Origin of the sequence: Cellulophaga geojensis KL-A (assembly GCF_000568425.1) — a bacterium.
Taxonomy (GTDB): domain Bacteria; phylum Bacteroidota; class Bacteroidia; order Flavobacteriales; family Flavobacteriaceae; genus Cellulophaga; species Cellulophaga lytica.
On record NZ_ARZX01000017.1, the window covers coordinates 19,943 to 45,802 of the forward strand.

A 25,860-nucleotide genomic window follows, 5' to 3' on the forward strand; every position below is an offset into this window, starting at 1 on the left:
ATTTTCAACTAAATTATCAACCAATCTGGAAGATTTCATTCAATTTCATAATTTGCTCTGGCCTACCTAAAACAATTACCTTACTTTTAGATTCTAACTGCAAATCTGCCTCTGGGTTTATAATGTAATCGCCATCTGGAGCAATGTAACCTATTATAGTACAACCTGTTCTTTTTCTTAAATCTAAATCTCTTAATGAATTTCCTGTAACTTTATCTGTAAGATCTTCTATTGCTATTTCCTCTAAAGTAGTTGTGTGTTTACCTTCTGTAGAAAGTTTATCCATAAAACTAATTAAATCTGGCATAACTACTAGTGAAGCCATATGGTCTCCTCCTATTTTATCTGGCATTATTACCTTATCTGCACCTGCTAGTATTAACTTACGCTGAGAATTTATTAAAGAGGCTCTACTAATTATAAACAACTCCTTATTTAATTGCCTACTAGACAGTACTACAAATAAGTTTGATGCATCATCTGGTAATGCTGTAATTAAATATTTAGCCTTAGATACTCCTGCCTCAATTAATGCTTCGTCATCTGTGGCGTCACCTTCTATAAAAAGTACTTCATCCTCATATCTTTCTATAACCTCTTTATCTTTTTCTATAACAACAAATGGCCTTTTATAACTACCTAAACGCTCTGCTGCTTGAGCTCCATTTCTTCCGTAACCACAAATAATAATATGTCCAGAAAAATCCTTTATTTTATTTTTCACACGTTTCTTTTTTAATAGTTGTACAGAATTTTTACCTAGCACGTACTCTGTAACTACAGATATTGCATAAGCAACAATAAACACACTAGATATTATTAAAAATATGGTAAAAACTTTAGATGGTGTATCTAGTGGCTTAACTTCAGAAAAACCAACTGTAGCCATTGTAATAACGGTCATATAAACAGCTTCCATCCAACTATAGTTAGATATGTACCTGTAACCCAAAACTCCAATAACCAAAATAGACACTATTAATAGCTGAGCTATATATATTTTAGATCTAAATAGTTTTAAAAGCTTCACTTATATATTGTGTTTGTTACAAAGACTATTAATTGTTAGTTTTATCTAGTCTTTTTTTATGATTGTTTGCTACAAATCAAAAACCGAAGTTCTTTTAGTATACACCAAATCTTTAATTTTTAACCAAAAAGCCAAAAATAGATACAATGCAAAACCAAAACCTAATGTAGCAAATGTTAAGTATATAAAAGATGTACGCACAATTCTGGCTCGTATACCAAAACGTTCTGCAATACGCCTGCAGACTTCAAAACCTCGTTTTTGAAAATAATACAATATGTTATAGAAAAAATTCATACTATAAAATTAACCATTTCTACTTAATAAACTACTACCAACACCACATTGTAAACATTTATTTTTTTTACAATAATGTTTGTAGAGTTGCAATATAGACTGACTATCCTTTGCGTTACTAATAGCTACCTCTTGTGTTTTAAATTTATCTATTATGCTATTTTTTTCTTCAGGCAAACTACTTATAATTTCTAAAATATTTTCATCATCATTCTTTCCTATATATTTAGAGTAGCAAAACCTAAGCGGTAAAATTGTATTTATAATAAGCAAATTAATAAATGATGCAGTAAGTCTTTTTTTACTTTGCTTGGATTGTTTTCCAAATGTGTAGTGGTTGTCCCAATATGCGCTAGCTACAACTGTACATAACCCATATATTTCTTCTGCCGTTTTAGCTTTTATTAATTTTGAGAATAAAGCTTGATGCTCTGCATATAATGCGCTTAATTGAGAAAGCCTAATAGTAGGGAAATTGGTTGGTCTTAACTTAAAAAAAGCTACAGAGACTTCATCATTAATAGTAAAACCAAATTTGTTTTGTAAAAAAACATATTCCGCTTTAAGCTGATTGTAATAGGCATCTAAAATATCATTATTATTTAATAAGCCTGCCATACCAAACAAAAGACTCTCTGCCTGCATTGGTTTTACACTAACTTTTTTAAAAATACTAAAATCAATATTTTTAGCTAATTGAAAAAAAGAATCTCCGTTTATAGTAGAGCCAAAACTCTTCATTAGCAACAGAAAAAGTACATGTTCCCAATTGTTATTAGATTCTTTTAGGAGTTGGGTTATAACAGCAGATTTTTGCTCTAATCTTTCAAAATACAAACGGTCTAACCAATTTTGTAGTAAAAAAGAATCTACAGAAGTGATATCTTTTTCGCAATTGATAAACTTTTGTTTTCCTGACAAAAATAATTGCTGATAGTTTGCCAGTACATTAGCAGGTATATAATCTTTTAATACAAGCGTAGGTATCTCAGAGTTGTCTGGTCTAAATATTGTTGCATCATCATGCCAAACAATATGCAAAATTACATTTTCGTAATTTTTATCTTTTTCGTGATTATGTGCATACCAGTCTGATGCGTTTATGTGAATTTCTACATTGCCTGCCCATAGCTGGCTTCCTATTTTTAACTGTGCGCTAAAAAAATCTGGACCTTCATTATAGTTATGCGTACCAACAGACACTACATTAATTGCGTCTCCTTTTGTGGTTTGCAAACCTTTTAGTTGTAATTTTTTATATTTCCATATAAAATGTAAAAGGTCTTCTCGCATAACTATAACTAAGGTTTTTGTTTACTAATGTAAACAAAAAAAGTACATATAGTTATTTCTCAGCTACTTCTCCTTCCCAGTTCATAAAGCCACCTTCTAAATTGTAAGCATTTTCAAAACCAAGGCTATTCATAATTGCACAAGCTTGGCCACTACGGTTACCAGATCTACAATACACGTAATACGTCTTAGATTTGTCTAGTTTTTCTAGCTCATCAATAAAATCTTGCCCCTTGTAAATATCAATATTTACAGCATTTGGTATAATACCTTCTGCTATCTCGTCTTCTGTTCTTACATCTAATATAAAAGCGTTAGCATCTTCTGCTAATTTTGCGCTCCATTCTTCTTGTGTTAAATCCATCTTAAATATTTTTTTTCAAAAGTAATTAAAATAAAATTACATACATTTGTATATACAATTATTGTAACAACATGGATGTAGAAAAAATTTTAAAAACAAATAAGCCTATACCCTTAGAAGGTAGGACTATTATTCATCTATTGTTAATACACCAAAGTATAACTGAAAAAACAGCAGAAGCCCTAAAACCTTTTGATGTATCTGCGCAACAGTTTAATGTATTGCGCATTTTAAAAGGGCAAAATGGCAAACCTGCAAACCTTAGCACGTTAAATGACAGAATGGTGTCTAAAATGAGTAACACCACAAGGTTGGTAGATAAATTAATTTTAAAAGATTTTGTAAAACGTACTGTTTGCAAAGAAAATAGAAGAAAAATAGAAATTTACATTACTGAAAAAGGTGAAGAAGAACTCATTAAAATGAGTAGCGCAATGTTAGGTATGGAAAAAAACCTTTTAAAAAACACAACTGAAGAAGACTTAAAAACTTTAAATAAATTATTAGATAAATTTAATACAGACAATTAAAACAAATAAAAACAAGAATTATGAAAAAATTATCAATTAGCATTTTAGCATTAGTATTTTCTGTAGCATCATTAACTGCTCAAGAAAAAAAGATTAACACAGAAACAAGTAACATTACTTGGAAAGGATACAAAGTAACTGGCTCTCATGAAGGAACTTTAGATTTTAAGGATGGTTCTTTAGTTTTTAAGAACGATAAATTAACTGCTGGTGAGTTTGTTGTAGATATGACTACATTAACTGTTACAGACTTAGAAGGTGGAATGAAAGGCAAATTAGAAGGTCACCTAAAGTCTGATGATTTCTTTAGCACTGAAAAAAACACAACATCTAAATTAGTTTTTACTATTAGCAAAGCAACTGGTAAAAATGCTTATGCTGCCAAAGGTAAACTAACTATTAAAGGTATTACCAAGCCGGTAGACTTTACAATTTCTGTTTACGGTAGTAAAGCTACTGCTAGTTTAAAAATAGACAGAACAGATTTTGACATTAAATACAAGTCTGGTAGTTTTATAGAAAACTTAGGAGATAAAGCTATTTATGACGATTTTGATTTAGTTGTAGATTTACAATTCTAAATAAAACAAAACCAATAAATGTTTTAAACCTCACTTTTGTGAGGTTTTTTATTTTTTATGCAACTCTTGTTGGGTATTATAAAATTCCTTTATATATTTGAACTAATGAAAATAACAACTAACATATGGTGGTGGAATAACTTACGTCAAACGTCGTGAGCAAAGCACCATTGTAACAATATACATTAAAGGCTTGTCTATCACGACAAGCCTTTTTTTATTTAAATTTTTAAAAATAAAATGAAATACAATCTAACATCACACTACAAAAAAATACTGGCAGACACCATTACTCCTGTTAGTATGTACTTAAAAATTAGAGACAGGTTTCCTAATAGTATTTTATTAGAAAGTAGTGATTACCACGCTAATAATAATAGTTTTTCTTATATCTGCTGTAACCCAATAGCATCTATAAAAATAGAAAACGAAACCATTTTTGAAAACTATCCAGATGGTACTAGCAATACTACAGCTATAGATAACACTGTAGATGTAGCAACTATTTTACACAATTTTAGTACAAAGTTTAGCTCTAACAATAACGACTTTAAGTTTATAAACAATGGGCTTTTTGGTTATATGGCTTATGATTCTGTTCGTTATTTTGAAGATGTAAATATTACTAAAAAAGACAACTCTGTTACAATACCAGATATGTACTATGCAGTATATAAAAATGTAATTGCTATTAATCATTTTAAAAATGAAGCATACATATTTGCTCACACATTTAATGCAGAAAGTAACATCCCAGAAATAGAACAACTATTAAACGTAAGAAACTTTGCTACCTATAATTTTTCTAAAGAAGGAGAAGCAACTTCTAACTTAACAGATGAAGATTTTTTAGAGCAGGTAGATTTAGCAAAAAAACACTGTCAGCGTGGAGATGTTTTTCAATTAGTATTGTCTAGAAGGTTTTCTCAGGAATTTAAAGGAGATGAATTTAATGTATACCGCGCCTTACGCTCTGTAAACCCATCTCCATACCTATTTTATTTTGATTACGGAGATTTTAAAATATTTGGTAGCTCACCAGAAGCACAAATTATTGTAAAAGATGGTAAAGCAGAAATTCATCCAATTGCAGGTACTTTTAAACGTACCGGTAATGATGAAAAAGATGCTATTATTGCCAAAGAATTAACAGAAGACGACAAAGAAAATAGTGAGCACGTTATGTTGGTAGATTTGGCCAGAAATGATTTAAGCAGAAACGGGAATACTGTTACGGTAGAAAATTATAGAGAAGTACAGTTTTTTTCGCATGTAATACATTTAGTTTCTAAGGTTACTGGTATAAAAAAAGACAACATACCCACAATGAAAGTTGTAGCAGATACTTTCCCTGCTGGTACTTTAAGCGGTGCACCTAAGCATATGGCTATGCAACTTATAGAAAAATATGAAAAAACTAGTCGCGGGTATTATGGTGGTGCTATTGGTTTTATGGATTTTAATGGGAATTTTAACCACGCTATAATGATTAGAACTTTTTTAAGTAAAAACCATCAATTACATTACCAAGCTGGCGCTGGTTTAGTAGCTGCATCTAACCCTAAAGATGAACTACAAGAAACATACAACAAATTAGGAGCACTAACCAAAGCTTTAGAAATAGCTGAGAATATTTAAGAAGATGAAAAAGATATTAGTTATAGATAATTACGACAGTTTTACATACAATTTAGTGCATTACCTAGAAGATTTAGATTGTGATGTTACTGTAAAACGAAATGACCAACTTACACTTGAAGAAGTAGATGCTTTTGAAAAAATAGTACTTTCTCCTGGCCCAGGTATACCAGATGAAGCAGGACTATTAAAAGATATTATTGCTAAATATGCCCCTACAAAAACCATTTTAGGTGTTTGTTTAGGTCAGCAAGCTATTGGTGAAGTTTTTGGCGGTTCTTTACTTAATTTAGAACAAGTTTACCACGGTATTGCTACCACTATTACAGTTATTAAAGACGATGTATTATTTGCAGGTTTAGGTAACGAGTTAAAAGTTGGGCGTTACCATTCTTGGGTTGTAAACTCTGATTTGCCAGATGTTTTAGAAGCTACTTCTGTAGATGAAAACGGACAAATAATGTCTTTACGCCATAAGACTTATGACGTTAATGCTGTACAGTTTCACCCAGAATCTGTACTAACACCTAAAGGAAAACAAATGTTAAAAAATTGGGTAAATAAGTAAAATAAACTGTTCGTAAAAATTTACTTATTCAACTAAAAAAATAAAAATGAAAACAATATTAAATAGATTAATTAATCACGAAATTCTTTCTAAAGAAGATGCAAAAAATGTTTTGGTTAATATTGCAAAAGGTGATTATAACACCAGTCAAATTGCAGCATTTTTAACTGTATATATGATGCGTAGTGTAACTATTGAAGAGCTAGAAGGTTTTAGAGATGCTCTTTTAGACCTTTGTTTAGCTGTAGATTTATCTGCCTACAACCCAATAGATTTATGTGGCACTGGCGGTGATGGTAAAGATACATTTAATATTTCTACGCTTGCCTCATTTGTTACTGCTGGTGCTGGTATTAAAGTTACAAAACACGGTAACTACGGTGTATCTAGCAAATGTGGTAGTAGTAATGTAATGGAGTCTTTGGGTATTAAATTTAGTAATGATGCAGGCTTTTTAGAAAAAACCATAGATGAAGCTGGTATTTGTGTATTACACGCTCCGCTTTTTCATCCTGCAATGAAAAATGTTGCTCCAATACGTAAAGAGTTAGCTGTAAAAACTTTCTTTAATATGTTAGGCCCAATGGTAAACCCTGCTTTTCCTAAAAACCAAATGGTAGGTGTTTTTAATTTAGAATTAGCCAGAATGTACGGTTACCTTTATCAAAACACAGATAAAAACTTTACTGTTTTACACGCCTTAGATGGCTATGATGAAATTAGTTTAACTGGAAAAACAAAAACAATATCTCGCCTATCAGAAAGTATGCTTAAACCTGAGGATTTTGGAGTACAGCAAATTAAACAATCTGACATTGTTGGTGGAGATACTGTAGAGGCTTCTGCTAAAATATTTGTAGATATTTTAAGTGGAAAAGGTACAGACCCTCAAAATAATGTAGTTTGTGCCAATGCAGGTATTGCAATAGCTACAGTACAAAATATTACCCCTAAAGAAGGCTTTTTAAAAGCACAAGAATCTTTACGTAGTGGTAAAGGTTTAGAAGCATTAAAAAAATTACAAAAGCTAAGTGCATAAATGGATATTTTAGAAAAAATAGTACTAGACAAACGTAAGGAAGTTGCTTTAAGAAAAACTCTTATTCCTGTATCTCAATTAGAGGCTTCAGTTTTATTTAATAGACCTAATAACTCTTTAGCTGTTGTATTAAAAAACAGTAGTTCTGGTATTATTGCAGAACATAAGAGAAGGTCACCATCAAAAGCAGTAATAAATAATAGCCTATCTGTACAAGATGTTGCTACGGGTTACCAAAATGCTGGCGTTTGCGGTATGTCTGTTTTAACAGATGGCAAATATTTTGGTGGCTCTTTAGATGATTTGCTAACCGCCAGAGCAGCAGTACAAATGCCATTACTGCGTAAAGAGTTTATTATAGATGAGTACCAAATACTAGAAGCAAAAGCTTATGGCGCAGATGTTATTTTGTTAATAGCAGCTATACTTACTAGAGAAGAAATAAAACAATTTTCTGAGTTTGCTAAAAGTCTAGACTTAGATGTTTTACTAGAAGTACATAACCAGGAAGAATTGCAAAAATCTATTATGCCTAGTTTAGATATGCTAGGCGTAAACAACCGTAACTTAAAAACTTTTACGGTAAGTTTAGACACTAGTAAATCTTTATCTGCTTTAATACCTAATGATTTTGTAAAAGTATCTGAAAGTGGCATAAGCAATATAGAGGCCATTAAAGAATTACAACCATACGGCTACAAAGGTTTTTTAATAGGTGAAAATTTTATGAAGACTGATAACCCTGGCGATAGTGCCACTAATTTTATAACATCTTTAACCTCATGAAACTAAAAGTTTGTGGTATGAAGTATTTAGATAATATGGAGGCTGTTGCAGCTTTACAACCAGACTATCTAGGCTTTATATTTTGGGAACCTTCATCTAGGTATTTTAATGGAAAAATGGGTGCTATATCCAAGAACATTAAAAAAGTTGGTGTTTTTGTTGATGCAGATTTAGATTATGTGGTAGAAAAAATTAACCAATACAGTCTAGATGTTGTGCAACTACACGGTAAAGAATCTCCTGAATTTTGTAAAGGTTTACGAAATTCTAATCTTGGCCTTAAAGGGAAACAACCACAAATTATAAAAGTTTTTTCAATTAAAGACAGTTTTAACTTTAGCGTTATTACTCCTTTTGAAAAAGTATGCGACTATTTTTTGTTTGACACCAAAGGTAAACTACCTGGTGGTAACGGTTATACTTTTAATTGGTCTGTTTTAGAAAATTACCCATCTACCAAACCCTATTTTTTAAGTGGTGGTATAGGTATAAAAGACACCGAAAAGGTTAAAGCATTTTTAAAAACGTCTGCCTCAAAGTACTGCGTTGCCCTAGATGTAAACAGTAGTTTTGAAATAGAACCTGGACTAAAAAATATTGAAAAATTAAAAGAATTTAAAACAGCATTAAGTATCTAAAACAACTACTTAAAACTAAATACTAATTCAGATGAATTATAATGTAACAGAAAAAGGATATTACGGAACATTTGGCGGTGCCTATATTCCAGAAATGTTATATCCTAACGTAGAAAACCTACGCCAAAACTATCTTAAAGTGATGGCAGAGCCAGACTTTAAAGCAGAGTTTGATCAGCTTTTAAAAGATTACGTAGGCAGGCCGTCTCCTTTGTACTTTGCAAAAAGATTGTCTGAAAAGTACAACACAAAAGTCTATTTAAAAAGAGAAGACCTAAACCATACTGGTGCTCATAAGGTTAACAATACTATTGGCCAAATTTTAATGGCAAAAAAACTAGGTAAAAAACGCATTATTGCTGAGACCGGCGCTGGCCAACACGGTGTTGCCACTGCTACAGTTTGTGCACTAATGGGTATGGACTGTGTGGTGTATATGGGTGAGATAGATATTGCACGTCAAGCACCAAACGTAGCACGTATGAAAATGCTAGGTGCAGAAGTAAGACCTGCACTGTCTGGTAGTAAAACACTAAAAGATGCAACTAATGAAGCTATTCGTGACTGGATTAACAACCCTGTAGACACACATTATATTATTGGTTCTGCAATTGGGCCACATCCTTACCCAGATATGGTTACCAGATTTCAATCTGTAATATCTGAAGAAATAAAATGGCAACTAAAAGAAAAAGAAGGACGAGAAAATCCTGATTACGTAGTAGCTTGTATTGGTGGTGGTAGTAATGCTGCTGGTACATATTATCACTTTTTGCACGAAGAAGAAGTTGGTATTATTGCTGTAGAAGCTGCAGGTAAAGGAATAAATTCTGGCGAAAGCGCTGCTACATCTGCGCTTGGTAAAGAAGGTGTTATACACGGTTGTAAAACACTATTAATGCAAACGCAAGACGGACAAATTACAGAGCCCTACTCTATTTCTGCTGGTTTAGATTATCCTGGCGTTGGACCACTACACGCACATTTATACAAAACAGGAAGAGGAGAATTTTATTCTGCTACAGATGATGAGGCTATGCAGTCTGGTTTAGAATTAACAAAATTAGAAGGTATTATACCTGCTATAGAAAGTAGCCATGCTTTAGCAATTTTTAAACATAAAACTTTTAAACCAGACGACGTTGTTGTACTAAGTTTATCTGGTCGTGGTGATAAAGATTTAGATAATTACATTAAATATTTTAACTTATAAAATTGTATAATGAATAGAATTAATAAAAAAATGCAAGAAGACAAAAAACTTCTTTCATTGTACTTTACAGCAGGTTACCCAGAGCTTAACAATACAGTTAAAATTATTGAAGATTTAGAGGCCAGCGGTATAGATATGATAGAAATTGGATTGCCTTTTAGTGACCCATTAGCAGATGGCCCAACAATACAAAACAGCTCTACAATTGCGCTTAAAAATGGTATGACTACCAATTTACTTTTTGAGCAGTTAAAAGATATACGTAAAACTGTTTCTATACCTTTAATAGTTATGGGATATTTTAACCCAATGCTACAATATGGTGTTGAAGCCTTTTGTAAAAAATGTGCAGAAATAGGTATAGATGGTTTAATTATGCCAGATTTACCTTTGGCTGTTTACCAGGATGAATACGAGGCTATTTTTAAAAAGTATAATTTAAAAAACATCTTTTTAATTACACCACAAACTAGTGACGAGCGTATTAAGCAGATTGATGAAGCTTCTGATGCATTTATTTATATGGTAAGTTCTGCTAGTGTAACGGGTTCTAAGTCTGGTTTTGGAGATGAACAAACTGCCTATTTTAAACGCATAGCTAGTATGCAACTTAAAAACCCACAAATTGTTGGTTTTGGTATTAATAATAACGAAACATTTACACAAGCAACAGAAGATGCAAAAGGTGCTATTATTGGCTCCGCATTTATAAAACACCTTACAGAAAATGGTGTAAATACCATTAAAGAGTTTGTGCAAAAAATAAGATAAGTTTAAACTTATTTATCATAAAAAAAGCTGTTTCAATTATGAAACAGCTTTTTAGTTTTTGGTTATTTGTAGTATTATTTTCTGTACTTAATAGCTTTATTAGGATAATCTGTAATTAAACCATCTACTCCCATTGCAAGTAATTCTTCCATATCAGTCTCATTATTAACTGTCCAAGGAATAACTTTCATATTTTTTGAGTGAAGCTCTGCTATAACCTCTTTAGATAACATATTATGTAGCGGACTATAAATTTGTGGCACAAACCCTAATTTATCTAAATTAGTTTTAACATCATCTTTATATACCAAAGCAGCCAATGTATACTCTGGATAATTTTGATGTAAATATTGCAACACTCTAAAATCAAAACTTTGTAGTACTACATTTTCAACTGCAATTTTATCTTTAATAGTTGCTATAACTAAATCAGAAAAATCTTTTGGGTTTGGATGATAAATATCATCGCCCTCTGGCAAACTCTTAATTTCTATATTGTATTTAATTGGTGTTGTATTACCTGCTGTTAAAGAATCTGCAAGAGCAATAACATCTAACAATAACGGTTTTGTAACGTACTGTTTCTTTTGCTCTGGAAACTTAACATTACCCATACTACCACAATCGTATTTTTGAGTTTGCTTATACGTATGCTCATAAATATTTAATGCAATAGAATCTTTTTTAGCAATAGTTTTCCCTAGAGAATCTAAACAAAAAAGCGGATTAAAATATGGCTCATGTGACACCAACACTTGTTTGTCTTTTGTTACTGCAAGGTCTAACTCTATTGTATTTACACCCAACTCTATAGCTTTTGTAAAAGCTGGTATGCTATTTTCTGGCATTAAACCCCTAGCACCACGGTGACCTTCTAAATCAAAATTATAAGTAACCACTGTTTCTTCAACCGGAGCAGCTTCTTCTTTTGTTTCTTTCTTTTTATCGCTCTGCTTACAAGCCATAAAACCAAGGCCAATAAGGCCACAAATAGCTATTTTTAGTTTCATTTTATTATTTTATTTAAAAAATCAACTGTATTTACATAAACACCTTCCCAATCTTTGGATCTAATATCACTTGCTATAACGTGATTCCCACTTTTTGGAAAAGCCATTTTAGTCTTATCTTCTTCTGGCGTACCAAGAGCATTAAACATTACTTGCATTGCTGGCACAGAAACAACTTTATCTTGCTCTTCTTCATTTTTATAATAGTATCCTAAAAATACAGGACAAGTGACTTTAGAAAAAGTTTCTGTTGTCATTGTATTTGTAAGCATAGTAATTAATGAAATATAGCCATTTATGTGATAGTTGGTAGACCAATACTTTGCTTCTAATTCTGGACGTTCTTGCACTTGCATTGTACCTCCTAAAGCCTTAACAAATTGCTCTTTACCTCCTGGTTGTATTACTGCTTTCATTGCTGGGTTAAGCAAATCTATAAACGGAGAATACAAAACCAACGCTTTAATATCTTTATCTTCTGCTGCTATTGCTAAGCTTAATGTACCACCTGTAGATGTACTAATTACTATAACCTCATCTCCTAATTGTTTACCATAAGCAATTGCCTGTTTTGCAGATGCAATGTAATTTTCTGGTGTTAAGTCTTCAAAAGTATTATCTCTGTAAATACCGTGCTCCTCTAAGCGAGCCATATATGTGTTTGCTTTAAAGTTTGCTGAAAGTTGAGACATTACTGGCTCACCTTCTGCATAACTAGCACCAAAGCCATGTAAGTAAACAAATGCAATAGGAGATTTTTTATACTTATAATCGTCTGCCCATATAATTCTAGCTTCATTATCTGCCTTAATACCAACTACATTACTCTCCTCTATTTGTATCTTTTTCTCTAACTCTTTTAAATTTTGCATTTTTGCCGCTTTTTGTGCGGTTGCAAAAAACGCAAATACTAGAAATAAAGAAAGGATATATGTCTTTTTATTTATCATTTTATTGTTTTTTAATAATTTACCTTAAAATTTCACAGACAATTGAAGTCCGTAAAATGCTGGAGGACCTGCAATAAATGTTGGTATACCAAAAGCACCACCTGTATTACCCGCATCTATAATAAATTCTTCATCTAAAACATTAGTTGCATATAAACTAATTTCATACCTATCTTGTATAGTTATACCTGTTCTAATGTTTAATAAACCATAACCATCTTGAGATATATTTGGCAGATTAGTTTCTTCAAAAAATACTTTAGACTTGTAAGTATATGTTGGTCTTAAAAATACAGCTACTTTTTCACTTAAAGTAGGGTTGATATTAAATCCTGCTGAGAAAGAGTGTTCTGGTGTTAACCTAAACGTATTTCCTGCCAATTGCTGTGGGTTACCGTCTGAATCTTCATCATCAAAAGAAGCATCTATATACCCATAATTAGCAAAGAAAGAACTACTTTTTGCAAATTGGTACTGCATAGCAGCCTCAAAGCCTAATGCTGTTGCACTACCACTATCATTAGGAAGAATTACCAAACCATCTGTTTCATCTAAACGTGCAATTGTAGTTTGAAAATTACTGTAGTCATAATAATATCCATTAATATCAAACTGTAGTTTATTATCTAACATTAATGATTTTAGTCCTAGCTCATAAGACCATACAGTTTCGTCTGACAACACATTTACTTCTGTAGCCGATACATTAATTACATTTGGTCTTCTTCCGCGTGCAACGTTACCAAAAACAGTTACCGCATCACTTAAATCATAATTAACAGCAAACCTACCTACGGCAGATGTAAAAGTTTCACTTGCCGAAATTCTACCGTTTGTTGGCGTAAATAAGTTGTTAGGGAAAGCTCCTAAAAAGTTACCTAACAATCCTGGATTATCTGCATTTATAACCTCTAAACCAGCATTACTATTTTCTAAAGTTGCTCTTAGTCCTAGTGTAAGAGTTAATTTCTCTGTAACATCATAAGAAGCATCTGCAAAAATATCACCAGAGTAATTTTCTCCGTAATTAATAGACTCCTCTTTATTAAATGGCAATAAAGGAGCTCCTGCTAATGGTCCAAAACTACCTGGGTCGTTAGGAATATTAGGAAATAAAGTTGGCACACCGTTTATAACCAAAGCATCTGTTGCTACTAAAAGTGCTAGGTAACTTTGCTCATTAACCTCAAAAGGTACTGCTTGTGACCCGTTTTCATAAAAGAAATTAGCTCCAAAGAAACCAGATAGTTTATCATCATTATCAAAATTAAAACGTACTTCTTGACTAAATTGTTCTCCTTCTGCAACCTCTCTAAAAAATAAAACTGGTGCCGCTGTACCATCTGCATCAAAAGCCTCATCTGAATTAAATTTTCTATAAGCTGTAGTAGAAGTTATATCCCAATTGTCATTAAGTGCCGACTTTAAAATTCCTGTAAAACCATATACTGTACGGTCTAACCCTAATTCTTTACCACGCTCTAAATCTGCAAAAGAGTTAGGACTTAAGTCACCTCCTAAAGGAGCAAAAGTTCCACTTTTAAAAGAAGTTCCTGGAGGTGTATCTTGTTGCCAATTTGCAATAAAATCAAACGTAGTATTATCACTAATCATATATTTTAAAGAACCTCTAAGTGCCAAAGTTTCTTTACCATTTAGGTCTCCTCCAGAAAGGTTTTCTATATACCCATCTCTTCTATTGTAAATTGCAGCTACACGAGCAAACAACTTATCTTTTACTAAAGGTGTGTTTACATAACCGTTTACTAAAAACTGATTGTAATTACCAATACCTGTTTTTAAGGAAGCAGAAGTCTCATTTTTAGCTTTATTTTGAATAATATGCATTGCTCCAATCTGCGCTCCTCTACCAAAAAGAGTCCCTTGTGGGCCTTTTAAAACTTCTACTCGTTCTATGTCAAACAACTCTACTACAGAACCACGAGATTTACTAATAGAAACCCCGTCTTGGAAAACAGATACTCTTGGTTCTACTCTAGAATCTCCGCTATCACTAGTAATTCCCCTAACAACTATACCAGGATTGTTTACACTTTGTATTTGTATTTGTAAACCTGGTACATAATCTGAAAAAGTATCATACTCAAACGTACCTTGGTTATTTATAAAGTCACTCCCATAAGAAGTTATTGCAATTGGTACATCTTTATTTAGTTGCTCTCTTTTTTGTGCTGTAACCACTAAACCATCTAACTGAAAAGATGGTTCTTTTAAATTAAAGTTTAAAGTTGTTTGCGGAGTTGCAATTTCTACTGATTTTTTTATGCTTTTATACCCTAAGTAAGATACTGTAATAGTATAAGTATTATAAGATAAATCATCTAACTTGTATGTCCCGTTTTCATCTGTAACTGCTCCTATTGATATACTTTGTATGACTACGTTAGCTCCAATTACAGGAGTTCCTGTTTCATCTAAAACCTGACCAGTTATACCTCCTTTGTTTTGTGCTGTTACCGTAAATGCGGTAAGTAATAGTAAAATTAAATAGTAATTATTTTTCATTGTGTGTTTTTAAGTTGCCCAAAACTATACAGCTACTGTTAAGCTAAAAGTTAGGCTACTTTATAATAATGTTACACAAACATTAATACGCATTAAGTAAGTATTAATAAAGAGCTTCCATTGTTAATAAAAGTTTAAACAAAACACATAACTAACTAAAAACAAGTTTGTTAGCACTAAAAGTACTATTCAATTTATAAATTGTACAACTGTTCAATTTATACAATAAAAAAAAGCCCTAAACAATATAATGTTTGGGCTTATATCAAAAATAAAATATAATCGCTATTTTTTTAAATCGATGTCTTTTATGTTTTTAATCTTATTTCGCTCTAAAAAAGCATCAATAGTTTCAAAATGTTCTATTACACGTTGATCTTTAAATTCAAATACTTTTTCTGCCAAACCTTGTAGAAAATCACGATCATGAGACACAAGTATTAAAGTACCATCAAAATCTAACAATGCTTCTTTTAAAACATCTTTAGATTTTAAATCTAAATGATTTGTAGGTTCATCTAATATTAATAGGTTTACCGGTTCTAGCAATAATTTTACCATTGCTAACCTTGTTTTTTCGCCTCCAGATAGTACACTTACTTTTTTATCTACATCATCTCCTTTAAACATAAACCTACCCAAAATATTTTTTATTTGAGTACGCACATCTCCTTTAGCAACCTCATCTACTGTTTGAAAAATAGTTAAATCTGGATCTAGTAATGACGCTTGGTTTTGAGCAAAATAACCTACTTGCACATTATGTCCTAAACTACATTTGCCCTCATACTCTATTTCGCCTAAAATAGATTTTATCATTGTAGATTTACCTTCTCCGTTTCTACCAACAAAAGATACTTTTTCTCCTCTAGAGATAGACATATTAGCGTTCTTAAACACTGTATGGTCTCCGTATGTTTTTGTTAAGTCTTCTACAGTAACTGGGTAATCTCCTGAACGCTGTGCAGATGGAAATGATAATTTTAAAGCAGAGTTATCTACTTCATCAATCTCTATAATCTCCAATTTCTCTAACATACGTTCTCTTGATGAAACTTGGTTTGTTTTAGAGTATGTTCCTTTAAAACGCTCTATAAAACGCATATTATCTTCTATAAACTTTTGCTGTTCTTCATAGGCTTTTATTTGATGCGCTCTACGGTCTTCTCTTAATTGCAAGTAATGAGTATAATTTGCTTTGTAATCGTAAATTTTACCCATAGTAACCTCTATAGTTCTATTGGTAATATTGTCTATAAAAGCTCTGTCATGCGATATTACCATTACAGCTTTTGCTTTGTTTATCAAAAAGTCTTCTAACCAAATTACAGACTCAATATCTATATGGTTTGTTGGCTCATCTAACAGTATCAAGTCTGGTTTTTGTAATAGTATTTTTGCTAGCTCTATACGCATACGCCAACCACCACTAAACTCACTTGTTTGCCTTGTAAAATCTTCTGATCTAAATCCTAATCCTTTTAATGCTTTTTCTACCTCAGCATCATAATTTACATCTTCTAAGGCATAATATTGCTCACCAAGTTCAGACACCTCTTCTATAATTTTCATATAGGCATCACTCTCATAATCTGTTCTTGTCTCTAGCTCTTTATTTAAATAAGCCATACGGTCTCTCATTTCAAAAACATGGCTAAAAGCCTTAGAAGCCTCCTCTACTACCGTACTGTTATCTTCTGTTAATAAATGCTGTGGCAAATAAGCAATTACAGTATCTTTAGGGCAACTAACTTTACCCTTTGTTGCCTTTTGCTTGCCAGCAACAATTTTCATCATTGTAGATTTTCCAGCCCCGTTTTTACCCATTAATGCAATTTTATCATTTTCATTAATAACAAAATTTACACCACTAAATAAGGTTGTTCCGCTAAATTCTACTGCAATATTATCTACTGTAATCATTTTTATAATTTAAGACTGCAAAACTAACAAAAAGTAAAGAATTTAGTAGATAGTTTAAATAGTTTATCAAAAAGCACTAAATCGTCCATTTAACACTCATTAACAAAGACTTACAAGTCTATTAACTACTTTTTTTTTATATTAATTGTATATTGTAGATGAACATAAAAAACAAATGATATGGGAATTATAGATGATAAGAGATTAAAAAGAAAAGTAAAACAATCAAATCCTACAAACCCAACAGGTAATACGGATATAGACACAAACAAGTTTGATATTGACTCCGAAACCATTAAGGATCAGCAAAATAAGAAATAACCTTACAAGCTTTATATGCAAAAGCCCCAAAATCTTAATGATTTTGGGGCTTTTCTTTTGTTTAAAAAAACATTTACCGTTTATAGAATATTTTATTTTAATAATTGAAAAAAGCATATAATTGCAATAAATTCTTACAAGAATCGTTTAGTTTCAATAATTAAAAATAAACAATGAAAAAACAAATTTTACTACTTACAACGTTCTTATCTGTAACGTGTTTTACCTACGCACAAGAACTAGAATCTACTGACCAAACCAACAATGCAGAGCAATCTGTTTTAGAGTATCAAGACAAAAAAAACATTGCTAAACTAAGTTTAACAAGTTTAGTTTTTAGAAACTTTCAATTTCAGTACGAGAGGGTTTTAAATAAAACTTTTTCTGTGGCGTTATCTTATGGTACAATACCAGAAGGCGGTATTCCATTTGGGAGTTCTTTTGTTGATGAAGACGAAGATGATGATTTATCTAATATTGTAAACGACGGTAAAATGAGCTACTCTAGTTTTACACCAGAAGTACGTATTTACACAGGGAAAAAAGGATATGGAAAAGGCTTTTATTTAGCTCCGTTTTTTAGAGCGTCTAAATACACTTTTAAAAATGTAAACTTTAGTTTTGATGCAGATGGTGGAGGAACAGAAACTTTAACCACTAGCGGTACTGTTAAAGGTAATACTTTTGGTTTGTTATTTGGATCTCAGTTTAACCTAGGAAGCAACCTTGTTTTAGACTGGTGGATTGCTGGTCCGCACATTGGATCTAGTAACGGAAACTTAAAAGGTGTATCTTCTAGAGTCTTATCTCAAAACGAACAGGACGCTTTACTAGAAACTTTACAAGACACAGATATTCCTTTAGTAGATACAGAGTATAAAGTAGACGCCAATGGAGCAGAAATAGATTTAGATGGTCCTTGGGCTGGTGTACGTGCTGGTTTAAGTATTGGATATAGATTTTAAAAAATCTATGATTATCATATAAAACCCCTAAAACCAAAATGGTTTTAGGGGTTTTCTTTTTACAAAAAAAGTACAACCAACTACGGTTGTACTTTTCTCATTATAAACTTAAACTAACTTATTAAAACCTGTAGGTTAGTACTCCTGCAAAATTTCTTGGATCTGTTTGGTTAATGTAACGAGTTCTGTATGCATTATACCCAATTTGATCAAACACATTGTTTACCAAAAAGCGTAAACTCCATTGTTTGTTAAGTGCATAAGAAACTTGCGCATTTACTTGCGTATAAGAATCCACATAAAAAGGTTCTTGGTTAGGCACAATACCTTCATGAGTTACAGCTCCTGCACTCCAGTCGTTAATTGGTCTTTCTCCTGTGTAGTACACTCCTGCGCCTACAGATAATCCTTTTAATTTTTGTTTAAAACTATAATTTGCGTACACATTAAAAGTATGCTTTGGCGTATTTAAAGGAGCAGAACCATATACAAAAGATGTATGTTCTTTGTATTGCGCATCTATATAGCTATATCCTGTTATTACTTCTAAGTTATCTAAAATACGACCACTTAATTCTACCTCTACACCTTTACGCTCGTCATTACCTCCTTTTTCATAAAAACCAGTAGCCACCCAATTTTCATCATAAACAGGTAAATTAATATTTTTATTATTGATTTTAAAATAAGTAAAATTAAAACGCAAACGGCTGTCTAACCAATTTGTTTTTACGCCGGCTTCTAATTGATCAAAACGCTCATTACCTAACTGATTTCCATTTACATCTAACCTAGTACCTGTTCTTGGGTAAGAGCTATTTGTATAAGATGCAAAAACATTTATATTTTCTATTGGAGTAATTATAAGTCCGACTAACGGGTTAAAGGCATCACTTTCTGTCGTTTCTGTTGCTGCATCTGTTAGTGTTTTACTGTAACGCAAGCCTATAAAAGATTTTAACCATTTGTTATATGTTATTACATCTTGCGCAACTACTCCTAAAGACCTAGACTCAGATTCTCCTATACTTACATCTCCAAAACCTAAATCTGCTGGCAGTGTTGATGAGTTAGAAGAAGGATTAAAAACGTCTACAATATCTAAATTAGATCCGCTTTGACTTGTGGTACTATATTCAGTAGTTCTATAGTCAAAACCAACCTGAAAAGTGTGTGCTATATTTCCTGTTTGCACTTCATCACCAATTAAATCTATCTGCAACACGCTATTTTTATCATTACGTGTAGAAATTGCATAACCGCGATTTCTTTGGTTGTAAATAGGGTTGTCATCTGTATCTGTAACTACATTTCCTAAACTAGCTCCTTTATCATCTAAATCTAGTGTAGAAGAAAAATAAGCTGCTTTAATACTTAATTTATCATTTATTTCTCTGTTAAAACGAATAGAGTACGTTGCGTTTTTTGTTAATGCTTTGTCATTTGCATAACCTAAAAATATATTATCTGGTAGGTCATAAATTGCATTTACATTATTCTCATCTAAATTTATAGTACCAACATCTGGAGTTCTACTGTCATCTAAATAATCCATTTCTGCAGTAATGGTTGTTTTATCATCTAACCTCCACTCTAAAGAAGGATTAATGTAAAAACGGTCTGATGACACACCTGTTCTGTAGCTATCAGATCTTTCTACAGCTCCGTTAATTCTGAATGCTAAATTTTTAGCGTTATCTAGAGGCCCGTACACATCAAAAGTAGCACGTGTTTGCCCAAAACTACCTACACGTAATGAAGCAGAACCTCCTGAGTAGTATTTTGGGGTTTTTGTTACTATATTAATAACACCACCCGGACTACCTAAATCTGTTGCTACACCTTGTGTAATAGATGCAGCACCTTTTAAAACCTGAATGTTATCTACACCTTGCATATCTGTTAGTATTCCCTGCCCTCTAAAATCTGAATGTACACGCACTCCATTTTTTAAAATAGGAATACCTCTAAACCCACGTGAAGACATACTCTCTCTTTTATTACCATAAGTAGCAAATGTATAAACACCTGGTACATTTTTAGTTGCATCAGAAATTGTAAGGTTTCCTTGTTGCTCTATTAATTTATCAGAAATGATAGAAATACTCTGAATTTGCTCATAAGGAGCTAAAGGTAAACGTGTAAGTGCTTCAATTTTGTCTGGATGCTCAAATCTGTTACCAAAAACCTCAACCTCTTCTAATTTTAAATTATCTTCTAACTTAAAAGTAAGCTTAATAGTTTCGTTTTCTTTTAATGTAACCAACTTAACAACACCATGGTAACCAACATAAGATACTTTTACGTTATAGGTGCCTTCTTTTAAATTAGAAATCGTAAAAAAACCATTTTCATTAGTAGTTGTTCCAATTTTTGTTCCTGATAAAAAAACATTAGCATAGCTCACTGGCTCATTGTTAGCATCTGTAACATAACCTTCTATTTGTGATTGAGCAAAAGACATTTGAATTGCTAATACAAATAGTAAACATAACTTTTTACACATAATCCTTATTTAGATTTATTTAAAATAATGCCCAAAAGTAAAACTGAAAATTGTAGCAACAAAATTATTTAGAATAAATATAAATAGAAAGTTAAAACTAATTTTAAATGATTGATTTTTAAGTAATTAAATCATATACATAAAATAAACAAAAATTCATAAAAAAATTAACAATGCGTTTTTTTATTTAGATAAATAGAATAAACTAGGTATGTTTAAAAGTTTACAAACAAAAAAACACCATTCCCCTAATTGTAGAGAAATGGTGTTTACTATTTTAAAATAGTTGCTATAAATATTACTTAAGCACTAAAACTAAATCATCAGAATTTACAAGTGCTCCGCCTGTTAGTTGTATTTTATCTACAACACCTTCTGCTGTAGCGGTTACTGTTGTTTCCATTTTCATTGCCTCAATTACAAACAAAGGTTGATTCTTTTTCACCTCTTGTCCTTTTTTAACTAAAACATTAGATAATAAGCCTTGTAAAGGAGCTCCTATTTCTTTAGGGTTATCTTTATCTATTTTTACGTTTTGAGTCTTAATAACTTTTACAGCCTTATCCTTAACCATTACATTACGTAATTGCCCATTTATTTTAAAGAAAATACTAACGTAACCGTTTTCATCTGGCTCTCCTTTTAGCATTAACGACACCAATACATTTTTACCTCTATCTAATTCTACCAAAATTTCTTCTCCTACCTCCATACCATAAAAGAAGTTTTTTGTTGGTATATTCATAACATTACCGTATTTAACGTGGTTGTTATAAGCGTCTGTAAATACCTTTGGATATAATTTATACGACAAGAAATCTGTAATTTCTAAATCTCGTCCCATTCCTTTCTTAAACTTTCGTTTAAAAGTTTTAAATTCTTTATCAAAATCTATAGGCTCTAGGTGTGCATTTGGTCTTTCAGTATAGGCCTCTTGATCTTTTAAAATAATTTTTTGAAGTTCTTTTGGGAATCCGCCTACTGGCTGTCCCAAATCTCCTTTGAAGAAACTAATTACAGATTGCGGAAAAGAAATACTATCACCATTCTCTAAAACATCTTTTACAGTTAGGTTATTGCTAATCATATACTGCGCCATATCACCTACCACTTTAGAGCTAGGGGTTACTTTTACAATATCTCCAAACAATTGGTTAACCTCACCATACATTTTTGTTACCTCAGGAAATTTATCTTCTAAACCTAATGCAATTGCCTGCCCTTTTAGGTTAGAATATTGTCCGCCTGGAATCTCATGTTTATATACTTCTCCTGTACCAGATTTTAGTCCAGACTCAAAAGTATAGTAATAATTACGTACGGTTTCCCAGTAGTTAGAGTATTCTGCTAGCTTATCTGTATCTAACTTATTTTCTCTCTCATGAAAACGCAACATTTCTACGAGGGAGTTAAAGTTTGGTTGTGATGTTAAACCAGATAACCCGCCTAGTGCTACATCTACAACATCTACTCCTGCTTCTATAGCTTTTAAATACATTGCCGCCTGTATAGATGATGTATCATGAGTGTGTAAATGTATTGGTATATTTATTTCAGATTTTAAGGCTGATATTAACTCAAACGCAGCATTAGGTTTTAATAACCCAGCCATATCTTTTACACCTAAAATATGCGCACCTGCATTCTCTATATCTTTTGCTAATTGAATATAATATTTAAGATTATACTTTGTTTTTTTAGGATCTAAAATATCACCTGTATAGCAAAGCGATCCTTCTGCTAAACCACCAGTTCTGTTACGTACGTGTTCTATAGTAGGAGCAATAGACTTCATCCAGTTAAGAGAGTCAAAAATACGGAATACATCTACCCCAGTTTCCCAAGATTGTTCTACAAATTTTTCAATTAAATTATCTGGGTAAGCTGTATAACCAACGCCATTAGAACCACGTAAAAGCATTTGTAGCAATACATTTGGCATAGATTTACGTAATAATGCCAAACGCTCCCAAGGGTTTTCTTGTAAAAATCGTAAGCAAACATCAAACGTAGCACCACCCCAAACTTCCATACTAAATATTTCCGGAAAGTTTTTAGCGTAGCCTTCTGATACTTTTAACATATCTATAGTACGCATACGAGTTGCCAATAAACTTTGGTGACCATCACGCATTGTGGTATCTGTAAAATGAACTTTTTTCTCATTTTTTAACCAGGTAGCAAAACCTTCTGGACCTAATTCTGTTAGTAAATCTTTAGTTCCTTTTGGGTAAGAACTCATTTTCTCAAAAGAAGGTACTTTGGGCTTAGAAAAAACGTGGTTAGGATCTTTCTTTTTTACATCTGGATTACCATTAACTATGGTTTCCCCAAGGTATTCTATAAGTTTATTAGCTCGGTTTCTTGGCTCTACAAACTCAAATAATGAAGGCTCATTTTTAATAAAATTTACAGTAACCTTACCGTCTCTAAAAGTTTGGTGTTTTAAAATATTATCTAAAAACGCCATATTACTTTCTACACCTCTAATACGAAACTCTGCCAATGCCCTACGCATTTTACGACAAGAGCCGTCTAATGTTCTACTAATAGCAGAAACTTTTACAAGCATAGAATCAAAAAACGGAGAAATACGCACTCCTTGATAAATACTACCTGCATCTAACCTAATACCAAAACCAGAAGCACTTCTGTAAGTTGTAACTACACCATAATCTGGTTTAAAGTCGTTTGCAGGATCTTCTGTAGTAATTCTACATTGCAGTGCGTAACCGTTAATTTTTACAGATTCTTGATCTTGTATTTTTATTTGCTGATCTGATAATTTGTAACCACCTGCAATAAATAGCTGAGCCTTTACTAAATCTATATTGGTAATCATTTCTGTTACTGTATGCTCTACTTGTATTCTTGGGTTTACTTCTATAAAGTAAATACTACCATCATCATCTACTAAAAACTCTACAGTACCTATATTATTATAATTTACTGCTTTACATATATCTATAGCGTACTTATACAAACTATCTCTAGTTTCTTGAGGTAAACCAATAGAAGGAGCAAACTCTATTACCTTTTGGTAACGTCTTTGCACAGAACAATCGCGCTCATATAAGTGCACCATATTACCGTGTGTATCTGCTACTATTTGTACCTCTATATGTTTTGGGTTTTCTACAAATTTCTCAAGAAAAACAGTGTCATCACCAAAAGCATTTAAAGACTCTCTACGAGCTTCAGGAAAAGCCTTTTCTAACTCTTCTTGTGTGCGTATAACACGCATACCACGGCCACCACCGCCAGAAGCAGCTTTTAACATAATTGGATAACCTATACGCTTAGCTTCTTCTATAGCTATACTTACATCTGTTAAATCTTTATCACTACTTTGTATTACAGGTACATTATTAGCTACAGCAACTTCTTTTGCTGTTATTTTATCTCCTAAAGATTTAAGAACAGAAACTTTAGGCCCAACAAAAATTATATCATTATCTGCACACTTTTGTGCAAACTCAGCATTCTCAGATAAAAATCCGTAACCAGGATGTATGGCGTCTACTCCATTATCCTTTGCTACTTGTATTATAGCATCTATATTTAAATACGGTTTTAAAGGCTCATGATCTTCTCCAATCTGGTAACATTCATCTGCTTTATACCTGTGTAACGAGTAACGATCTTCATAGGTATATACACCTACCGTTTTTATGCCTATTTCTACACAAGCTCTAAAAATACGGATTGCAATTTCTCCCCTATTAGCTACTAAAACCTTGTTAATCTTCATTTATTAATGTATTTATTAGTGTTTACTTACTAGTTCTAATAATTTTATCAAATTAATTATAGATAACCAAAATAATTTAACAGAATTATTACCTGATTTGCTGTTTTCAAAGGTACTTCATTTAAGGGTTTTTAACAATATTAAAATTTTACAAAACAGAGGTATTTCGTATCAAATTGTCACTATTTTATCTATATTACAATTATTTAACAAGCAATGAATGTGTTTTAATGAATATTTTATTCTGAATACTTTTAAAATTAGACTTGACATTCTACTTAAAATTTACTACCTTTTAAGGGAATTTAATGAACACTATGGGAAAAGGAGATAAAAAATCTAAAAGAGGTAAAATAATAAATGGCACTTATGGTGCTAGAAGAAAAAGAAAAATTAAAAAACAGCCTACATTACAAGAAAAAATAAGTCCAGATAAAAAGAAGTAAGTCAACAACTTATGCTTTTTATCCATAAAAACAAACAGTTTAACCGATATAAAAAGCGTTTTTCACCACAACTTTGCTTATGTTTACCACATAACTTTTAATAAAAGCCAAAAATAAACCAACTTTGTAATTCCAAATTACAAACAAAACCAACCCCCAAGATTATGTTTAAAAGTGCATTTGTATTTATTTCTCTTGTAATAACAACAGGTTTTACAAGTACTCCAGTATCTAACTGTGACAATGCTTACTCTGCAAGCTCTTACGCTCTAAATTATGCCAAAAAATCTTTAAAGGCAGATAATTTTGATCATCAAAAATTTTATGCTAACAAAGCTTACATTGCTTTAGAGAAAACAAATAGGCTAATGAAAGATTGTAATTGTGCAGATGCAAAAAATTCGGTCTTAAAAGGATTAGAAAATATTGATAAGGCTGCTGCTCCTAAAGATTGGGATTTAGGTAGACACTACGCAAAATTAGCTTTATTAGATGTTGAAAACACTATAACAGCTTTAGACATATTTACTCAAAACGGTATTAATACAGTTTCATCTGAATTAGAACTTAAAGACAACGCTTTATTATTAGAAGCAGCTGAATTAGAAAAACAACGTGTTGCTTTAGAAGCTGAAATTGAAAGATTATTATCTAAAAAGAGAGCTTTAGCAATAAAAATTGCTGAAAACATACAAAAGCAAAGACAAAATTAAT

Annotated in this window: 23 protein-coding genes; 13 read left to right on the forward strand and 10 right to left on the reverse strand. The window is 31.9% G+C overall.

Annotated elements, in window-relative coordinates; translation table 11 throughout:
* Positions 1-16: 16 nt before the first annotated feature.
* The 4 genes from KLA_RS12435 to KLA_RS12450 form a co-directional block, all read right to left on the reverse strand.
* The gene (locus KLA_RS12435) at positions 17-1,030 is read right to left on the reverse strand and encodes a potassium channel family protein (protein WP_013620121.1); all 1,014 of its coding nucleotides are present in this window, start codon (positions 1,028-1,030) and stop codon (positions 17-19) included.
* A gap of 69 nt (positions 1,031-1,099) precedes the next feature.
* The gene (locus KLA_RS12440) at positions 1,100-1,327 is read right to left on the reverse strand and encodes a PspC domain-containing protein (protein WP_013620122.1); all 228 of its coding nucleotides are present in this window, start codon (positions 1,325-1,327) and stop codon (positions 1,100-1,102) included.
* Between the two features lie 9 nt (positions 1,328-1,336).
* Complete coding sequence (locus KLA_RS12445; protein ID WP_034646241.1) at positions 1,337-2,620, reverse strand: DUF2851 family protein; 1,284 nt, start codon at positions 2,618-2,620, stop codon at positions 1,337-1,339.
* Between the two features lie 52 nt (positions 2,621-2,672).
* Positions 2,673-2,984, reverse strand: coding sequence for a rhodanese-like domain-containing protein (locus tag KLA_RS12450; protein ID WP_013620124.1), 312 nt, complete (start codon positions 2,982-2,984; stop codon positions 2,673-2,675).
* A 71-nt stretch (positions 2,985-3,055) separates the two neighbouring features.
* On the opposite strand from KLA_RS12450, the gene KLA_RS12455 reads away from it, so the two are divergent.
* The 9 genes from KLA_RS12455 to trpA all read left to right on the forward strand — a co-directional run bounded on the left by KLA_RS12455 (position 3,056) and on the right by trpA (position 10,748).
* Positions 3,056-3,514: a MarR family winged helix-turn-helix transcriptional regulator gene (locus KLA_RS12455; protein ID WP_013620125.1), complete on the forward strand. Its 459-nt coding sequence runs from the start codon at positions 3,056-3,058 to the stop codon at positions 3,512-3,514.
* Between the two features lie 20 nt (positions 3,515-3,534).
* On the forward strand, positions 3,535-4,095 hold the full coding sequence (locus KLA_RS12460; protein ID WP_013620126.1) for a YceI family protein: 561 nt from the start codon (positions 3,535-3,537) through the stop codon (positions 4,093-4,095).
* Positions 4,096-4,335: 240 nt separating this feature from the next.
* Positions 4,336-5,733 (forward strand): anthranilate synthase component I family protein, encoded by a 1,398-nt coding sequence (locus tag KLA_RS12465; protein ID WP_013620127.1) that lies wholly within the window; start codon positions 4,336-4,338, stop codon positions 5,731-5,733.
* A 4-nt stretch (positions 5,734-5,737) separates the two neighbouring features.
* Entirely contained in the window at positions 5,738-6,301 is a 564-nt protein-coding gene (locus KLA_RS12470) for an anthranilate synthase component II (RefSeq protein WP_013620128.1), read from the forward strand.
* Between the two features lie 46 nt (positions 6,302-6,347).
* Positions 6,348-7,340, forward strand: coding sequence for an anthranilate phosphoribosyltransferase (trpD, locus tag KLA_RS12475; protein ID WP_034646242.1), 993 nt, complete (start codon positions 6,348-6,350; stop codon positions 7,338-7,340).
* Positions 7,341-8,126: an indole-3-glycerol phosphate synthase TrpC gene (gene trpC, locus KLA_RS12480; protein ID WP_034646243.1), complete on the forward strand. Its 786-nt coding sequence runs from the start codon at positions 7,341-7,343 to the stop codon at positions 8,124-8,126.
* Complete coding sequence (locus KLA_RS12485; RefSeq protein WP_034646244.1) at positions 8,123-8,764, forward strand: phosphoribosylanthranilate isomerase; 642 nt, start codon at positions 8,123-8,125, stop codon at positions 8,762-8,764. The genes trpC and KLA_RS12485 overlap by 4 nt, the downstream gene beginning before the upstream one ends.
* A gap of 31 nt (positions 8,765-8,795) precedes the next feature.
* Positions 8,796-9,977 carry a tryptophan synthase subunit beta gene (gene trpB, locus KLA_RS12490; protein WP_034646245.1) on the forward strand — a complete coding sequence of 394 codons (1,182 nt, stop codon included), beginning with the start codon at positions 8,796-8,798 and terminating at the stop codon, positions 9,975-9,977.
* 9 nt (positions 9,978-9,986) lie between these two features.
* Positions 9,987-10,748, forward strand: a complete 762-nt coding sequence (trpA, locus tag KLA_RS12495) for a tryptophan synthase subunit alpha (RefSeq protein WP_034646246.1) — start codon at positions 9,987-9,989, stop codon at positions 10,746-10,748.
* 74 nt (positions 10,749-10,822) lie between these two features.
* Here trpA and KLA_RS12500 read toward each other — a convergent pair whose 3' ends face one another.
* The 4 genes from KLA_RS12500 to KLA_RS12515 all read right to left on the reverse strand — a co-directional run bounded on the left by KLA_RS12500 (position 10,823) and on the right by KLA_RS12515 (position 17,157).
* Positions 10,823-11,758: a glycerophosphodiester phosphodiesterase family protein gene (locus KLA_RS12500; protein ID WP_013620134.1), complete on the reverse strand. Its 936-nt coding sequence runs from the start codon at positions 11,756-11,758 to the stop codon at positions 10,823-10,825.
* Positions 11,755-12,630: an alpha/beta hydrolase gene (locus KLA_RS12505; RefSeq protein WP_141103747.1), complete on the reverse strand. Its 876-nt coding sequence runs from the start codon at positions 12,628-12,630 to the stop codon at positions 11,755-11,757. The genes KLA_RS12500 and KLA_RS12505 overlap by 4 nt, the downstream gene beginning before the upstream one ends.
* A gap of 102 nt (positions 12,631-12,732) precedes the next feature.
* Complete coding sequence (locus KLA_RS12510) at positions 12,733-15,234, reverse strand: TonB-dependent receptor (RefSeq protein WP_013620136.1); 2,502 nt, start codon at positions 15,232-15,234, stop codon at positions 12,733-12,735.
* 285 nt (positions 15,235-15,519) lie between these two features.
* The gene (locus KLA_RS12515; RefSeq protein WP_034646247.1) at positions 15,520-17,157 is read right to left on the reverse strand and encodes an ABC-F family ATP-binding cassette domain-containing protein; all 1,638 of its coding nucleotides are present in this window, start codon (positions 17,155-17,157) and stop codon (positions 15,520-15,522) included.
* Between the two features lie 180 nt (positions 17,158-17,337).
* Between KLA_RS12515 and KLA_RS18255 the strand changes: the two genes are divergently transcribed.
* Together KLA_RS18255 and KLA_RS12520 are read left to right on the forward strand one after the other, a co-directional pair.
* Complete coding sequence (locus KLA_RS18255) at positions 17,338-17,478, forward strand: hypothetical protein (protein WP_013620138.1); 141 nt, start codon at positions 17,338-17,340, stop codon at positions 17,476-17,478.
* A gap of 173 nt (positions 17,479-17,651) precedes the next feature.
* Positions 17,652-18,443, forward strand: coding sequence for a hypothetical protein (locus KLA_RS12520; RefSeq protein WP_034646248.1), 792 nt, complete (start codon positions 17,652-17,654; stop codon positions 18,441-18,443).
* A gap of 121 nt (positions 18,444-18,564) precedes the next feature.
* Here the strand turns inward: KLA_RS12520 and KLA_RS12525 are convergent, their stop codons facing one another.
* Together KLA_RS12525 and KLA_RS12530 are read right to left on the reverse strand one after the other, a co-directional pair.
* A complete protein-coding gene (locus KLA_RS12525; RefSeq protein WP_034646249.1) occupies positions 18,565-20,949 on the reverse strand; it encodes a TonB-dependent receptor in 2,385 nt (794 codons plus the stop codon).
* 298 nt (positions 20,950-21,247) lie between these two features.
* On the reverse strand, positions 21,248-24,700 hold the full coding sequence (locus tag KLA_RS12530) for a pyruvate carboxylase (RefSeq protein ID WP_034646250.1): 3,453 nt from the start codon (positions 24,698-24,700) through the stop codon (positions 21,248-21,250).
* 317 nt (positions 24,701-25,017) lie between these two features.
* Between KLA_RS12530 and KLA_RS17850 the strand changes: the two genes are divergently transcribed.
* The gene (locus tag KLA_RS17850) at positions 25,018-25,146 is read left to right on the forward strand and encodes a 30S ribosomal protein THX (protein WP_075695785.1); all 129 of its coding nucleotides are present in this window, start codon (positions 25,018-25,020) and stop codon (positions 25,144-25,146) included.
* 164 nt (positions 25,147-25,310) lie between these two features.
* Entirely contained in the window at positions 25,311-25,859 is a 549-nt protein-coding gene (locus KLA_RS12535; RefSeq protein ID WP_013620143.1) for a hypothetical protein, read from the forward strand.
* Position 25,860 lies beyond the last annotated feature (1 nt).

Excerpts from the sequence above, each read along its gene's own strand:
- KLA_RS12505 (WP_141103747.1), bottom strand. The coding sequence starts at position 12,630 with ATGCAAAATTTAAAAGAGTTAGAGAAAAAGATACAAATAGAGGAGAGT.
- trpC (WP_034646243.1), top strand. The coding sequence starts at position 7,341 with ATGGATATTTTAGAAAAAATAGTACTAGACAAACGTAAGGAAGTTGCT.
- KLA_RS12535 (WP_013620143.1), top strand. The coding sequence starts at position 25,311 with ATGTTTAAAAGTGCATTTGTATTTATTTCTCTTGTAATAACAACAGGT.
- KLA_RS12445 (WP_034646241.1), bottom strand. The coding sequence starts at position 2,620 with ATGCGAGAAGACCTTTTACATTTTATATGGAAATATAAAAAATTACAA.
- KLA_RS12440 (WP_013620122.1), bottom strand. The coding sequence starts at position 1,327 with ATGAATTTTTTCTATAACATATTGTATTATTTTCAAAAACGAGGTTTT.
- trpB (WP_034646245.1), top strand. The coding sequence starts at position 8,796 with ATGAATTATAATGTAACAGAAAAAGGATATTACGGAACATTTGGCGGT.
- KLA_RS12530 (WP_034646250.1), bottom strand. The coding sequence starts at position 24,700 with ATGAAGATTAACAAGGTTTTAGTAGCTAATAGGGGAGAAATTGCAATC.
- KLA_RS12520 (WP_034646248.1), top strand. The coding sequence starts at position 17,652 with ATGAAAAAACAAATTTTACTACTTACAACGTTCTTATCTGTAACGTGT.
- KLA_RS12500 (WP_013620134.1), bottom strand. The coding sequence starts at position 11,758 with ATGAAACTAAAAATAGCTATTTGTGGCCTTATTGGCCTTGGTTTTATG.
- KLA_RS12450 (WP_013620124.1), bottom strand. The coding sequence starts at position 2,984 with ATGGATTTAACACAAGAAGAATGGAGCGCAAAATTAGCAGAAGATGCT.
- KLA_RS12460 (WP_013620126.1), top strand. The coding sequence starts at position 3,535 with ATGAAAAAATTATCAATTAGCATTTTAGCATTAGTATTTTCTGTAGCA.
- trpA (WP_034646246.1), top strand. The coding sequence starts at position 9,987 with ATGAATAGAATTAATAAAAAAATGCAAGAAGACAAAAAACTTCTTTCA.
- KLA_RS12510 (WP_013620136.1), bottom strand. The coding sequence starts at position 15,234 with ATGAAAAATAATTACTATTTAATTTTACTATTACTTACCGCATTTACG.
- KLA_RS18255 (WP_013620138.1), top strand. The coding sequence starts at position 17,338 with ATGGGAATTATAGATGATAAGAGATTAAAAAGAAAAGTAAAACAATCA.
- KLA_RS12455 (WP_013620125.1), top strand. The coding sequence starts at position 3,056 with ATGGATGTAGAAAAAATTTTAAAAACAAATAAGCCTATACCCTTAGAA.
- KLA_RS12465 (WP_013620127.1), top strand. The coding sequence starts at position 4,336 with ATGAAATACAATCTAACATCACACTACAAAAAAATACTGGCAGACACC.
- KLA_RS12515 (WP_034646247.1), bottom strand. The coding sequence starts at position 17,157 with ATGATTACAGTAGATAATATTGCAGTAGAATTTAGCGGAACAACCTTA.
- trpD (WP_034646242.1), top strand. The coding sequence starts at position 6,348 with ATGAAAACAATATTAAATAGATTAATTAATCACGAAATTCTTTCTAAA.
- KLA_RS12485 (WP_034646244.1), top strand. The coding sequence starts at position 8,123 with ATGAAACTAAAAGTTTGTGGTATGAAGTATTTAGATAATATGGAGGCT.
- KLA_RS12525 (WP_034646249.1), bottom strand. The coding sequence starts at position 20,949 with ATGTGTAAAAAGTTATGTTTACTATTTGTATTAGCAATTCAAATGTCT.
- KLA_RS17850 (WP_075695785.1), top strand. The coding sequence starts at position 25,018 with ATGGGAAAAGGAGATAAAAAATCTAAAAGAGGTAAAATAATAAATGGC.
- KLA_RS12470 (WP_013620128.1), top strand. The coding sequence starts at position 5,738 with ATGAAAAAGATATTAGTTATAGATAATTACGACAGTTTTACATACAAT.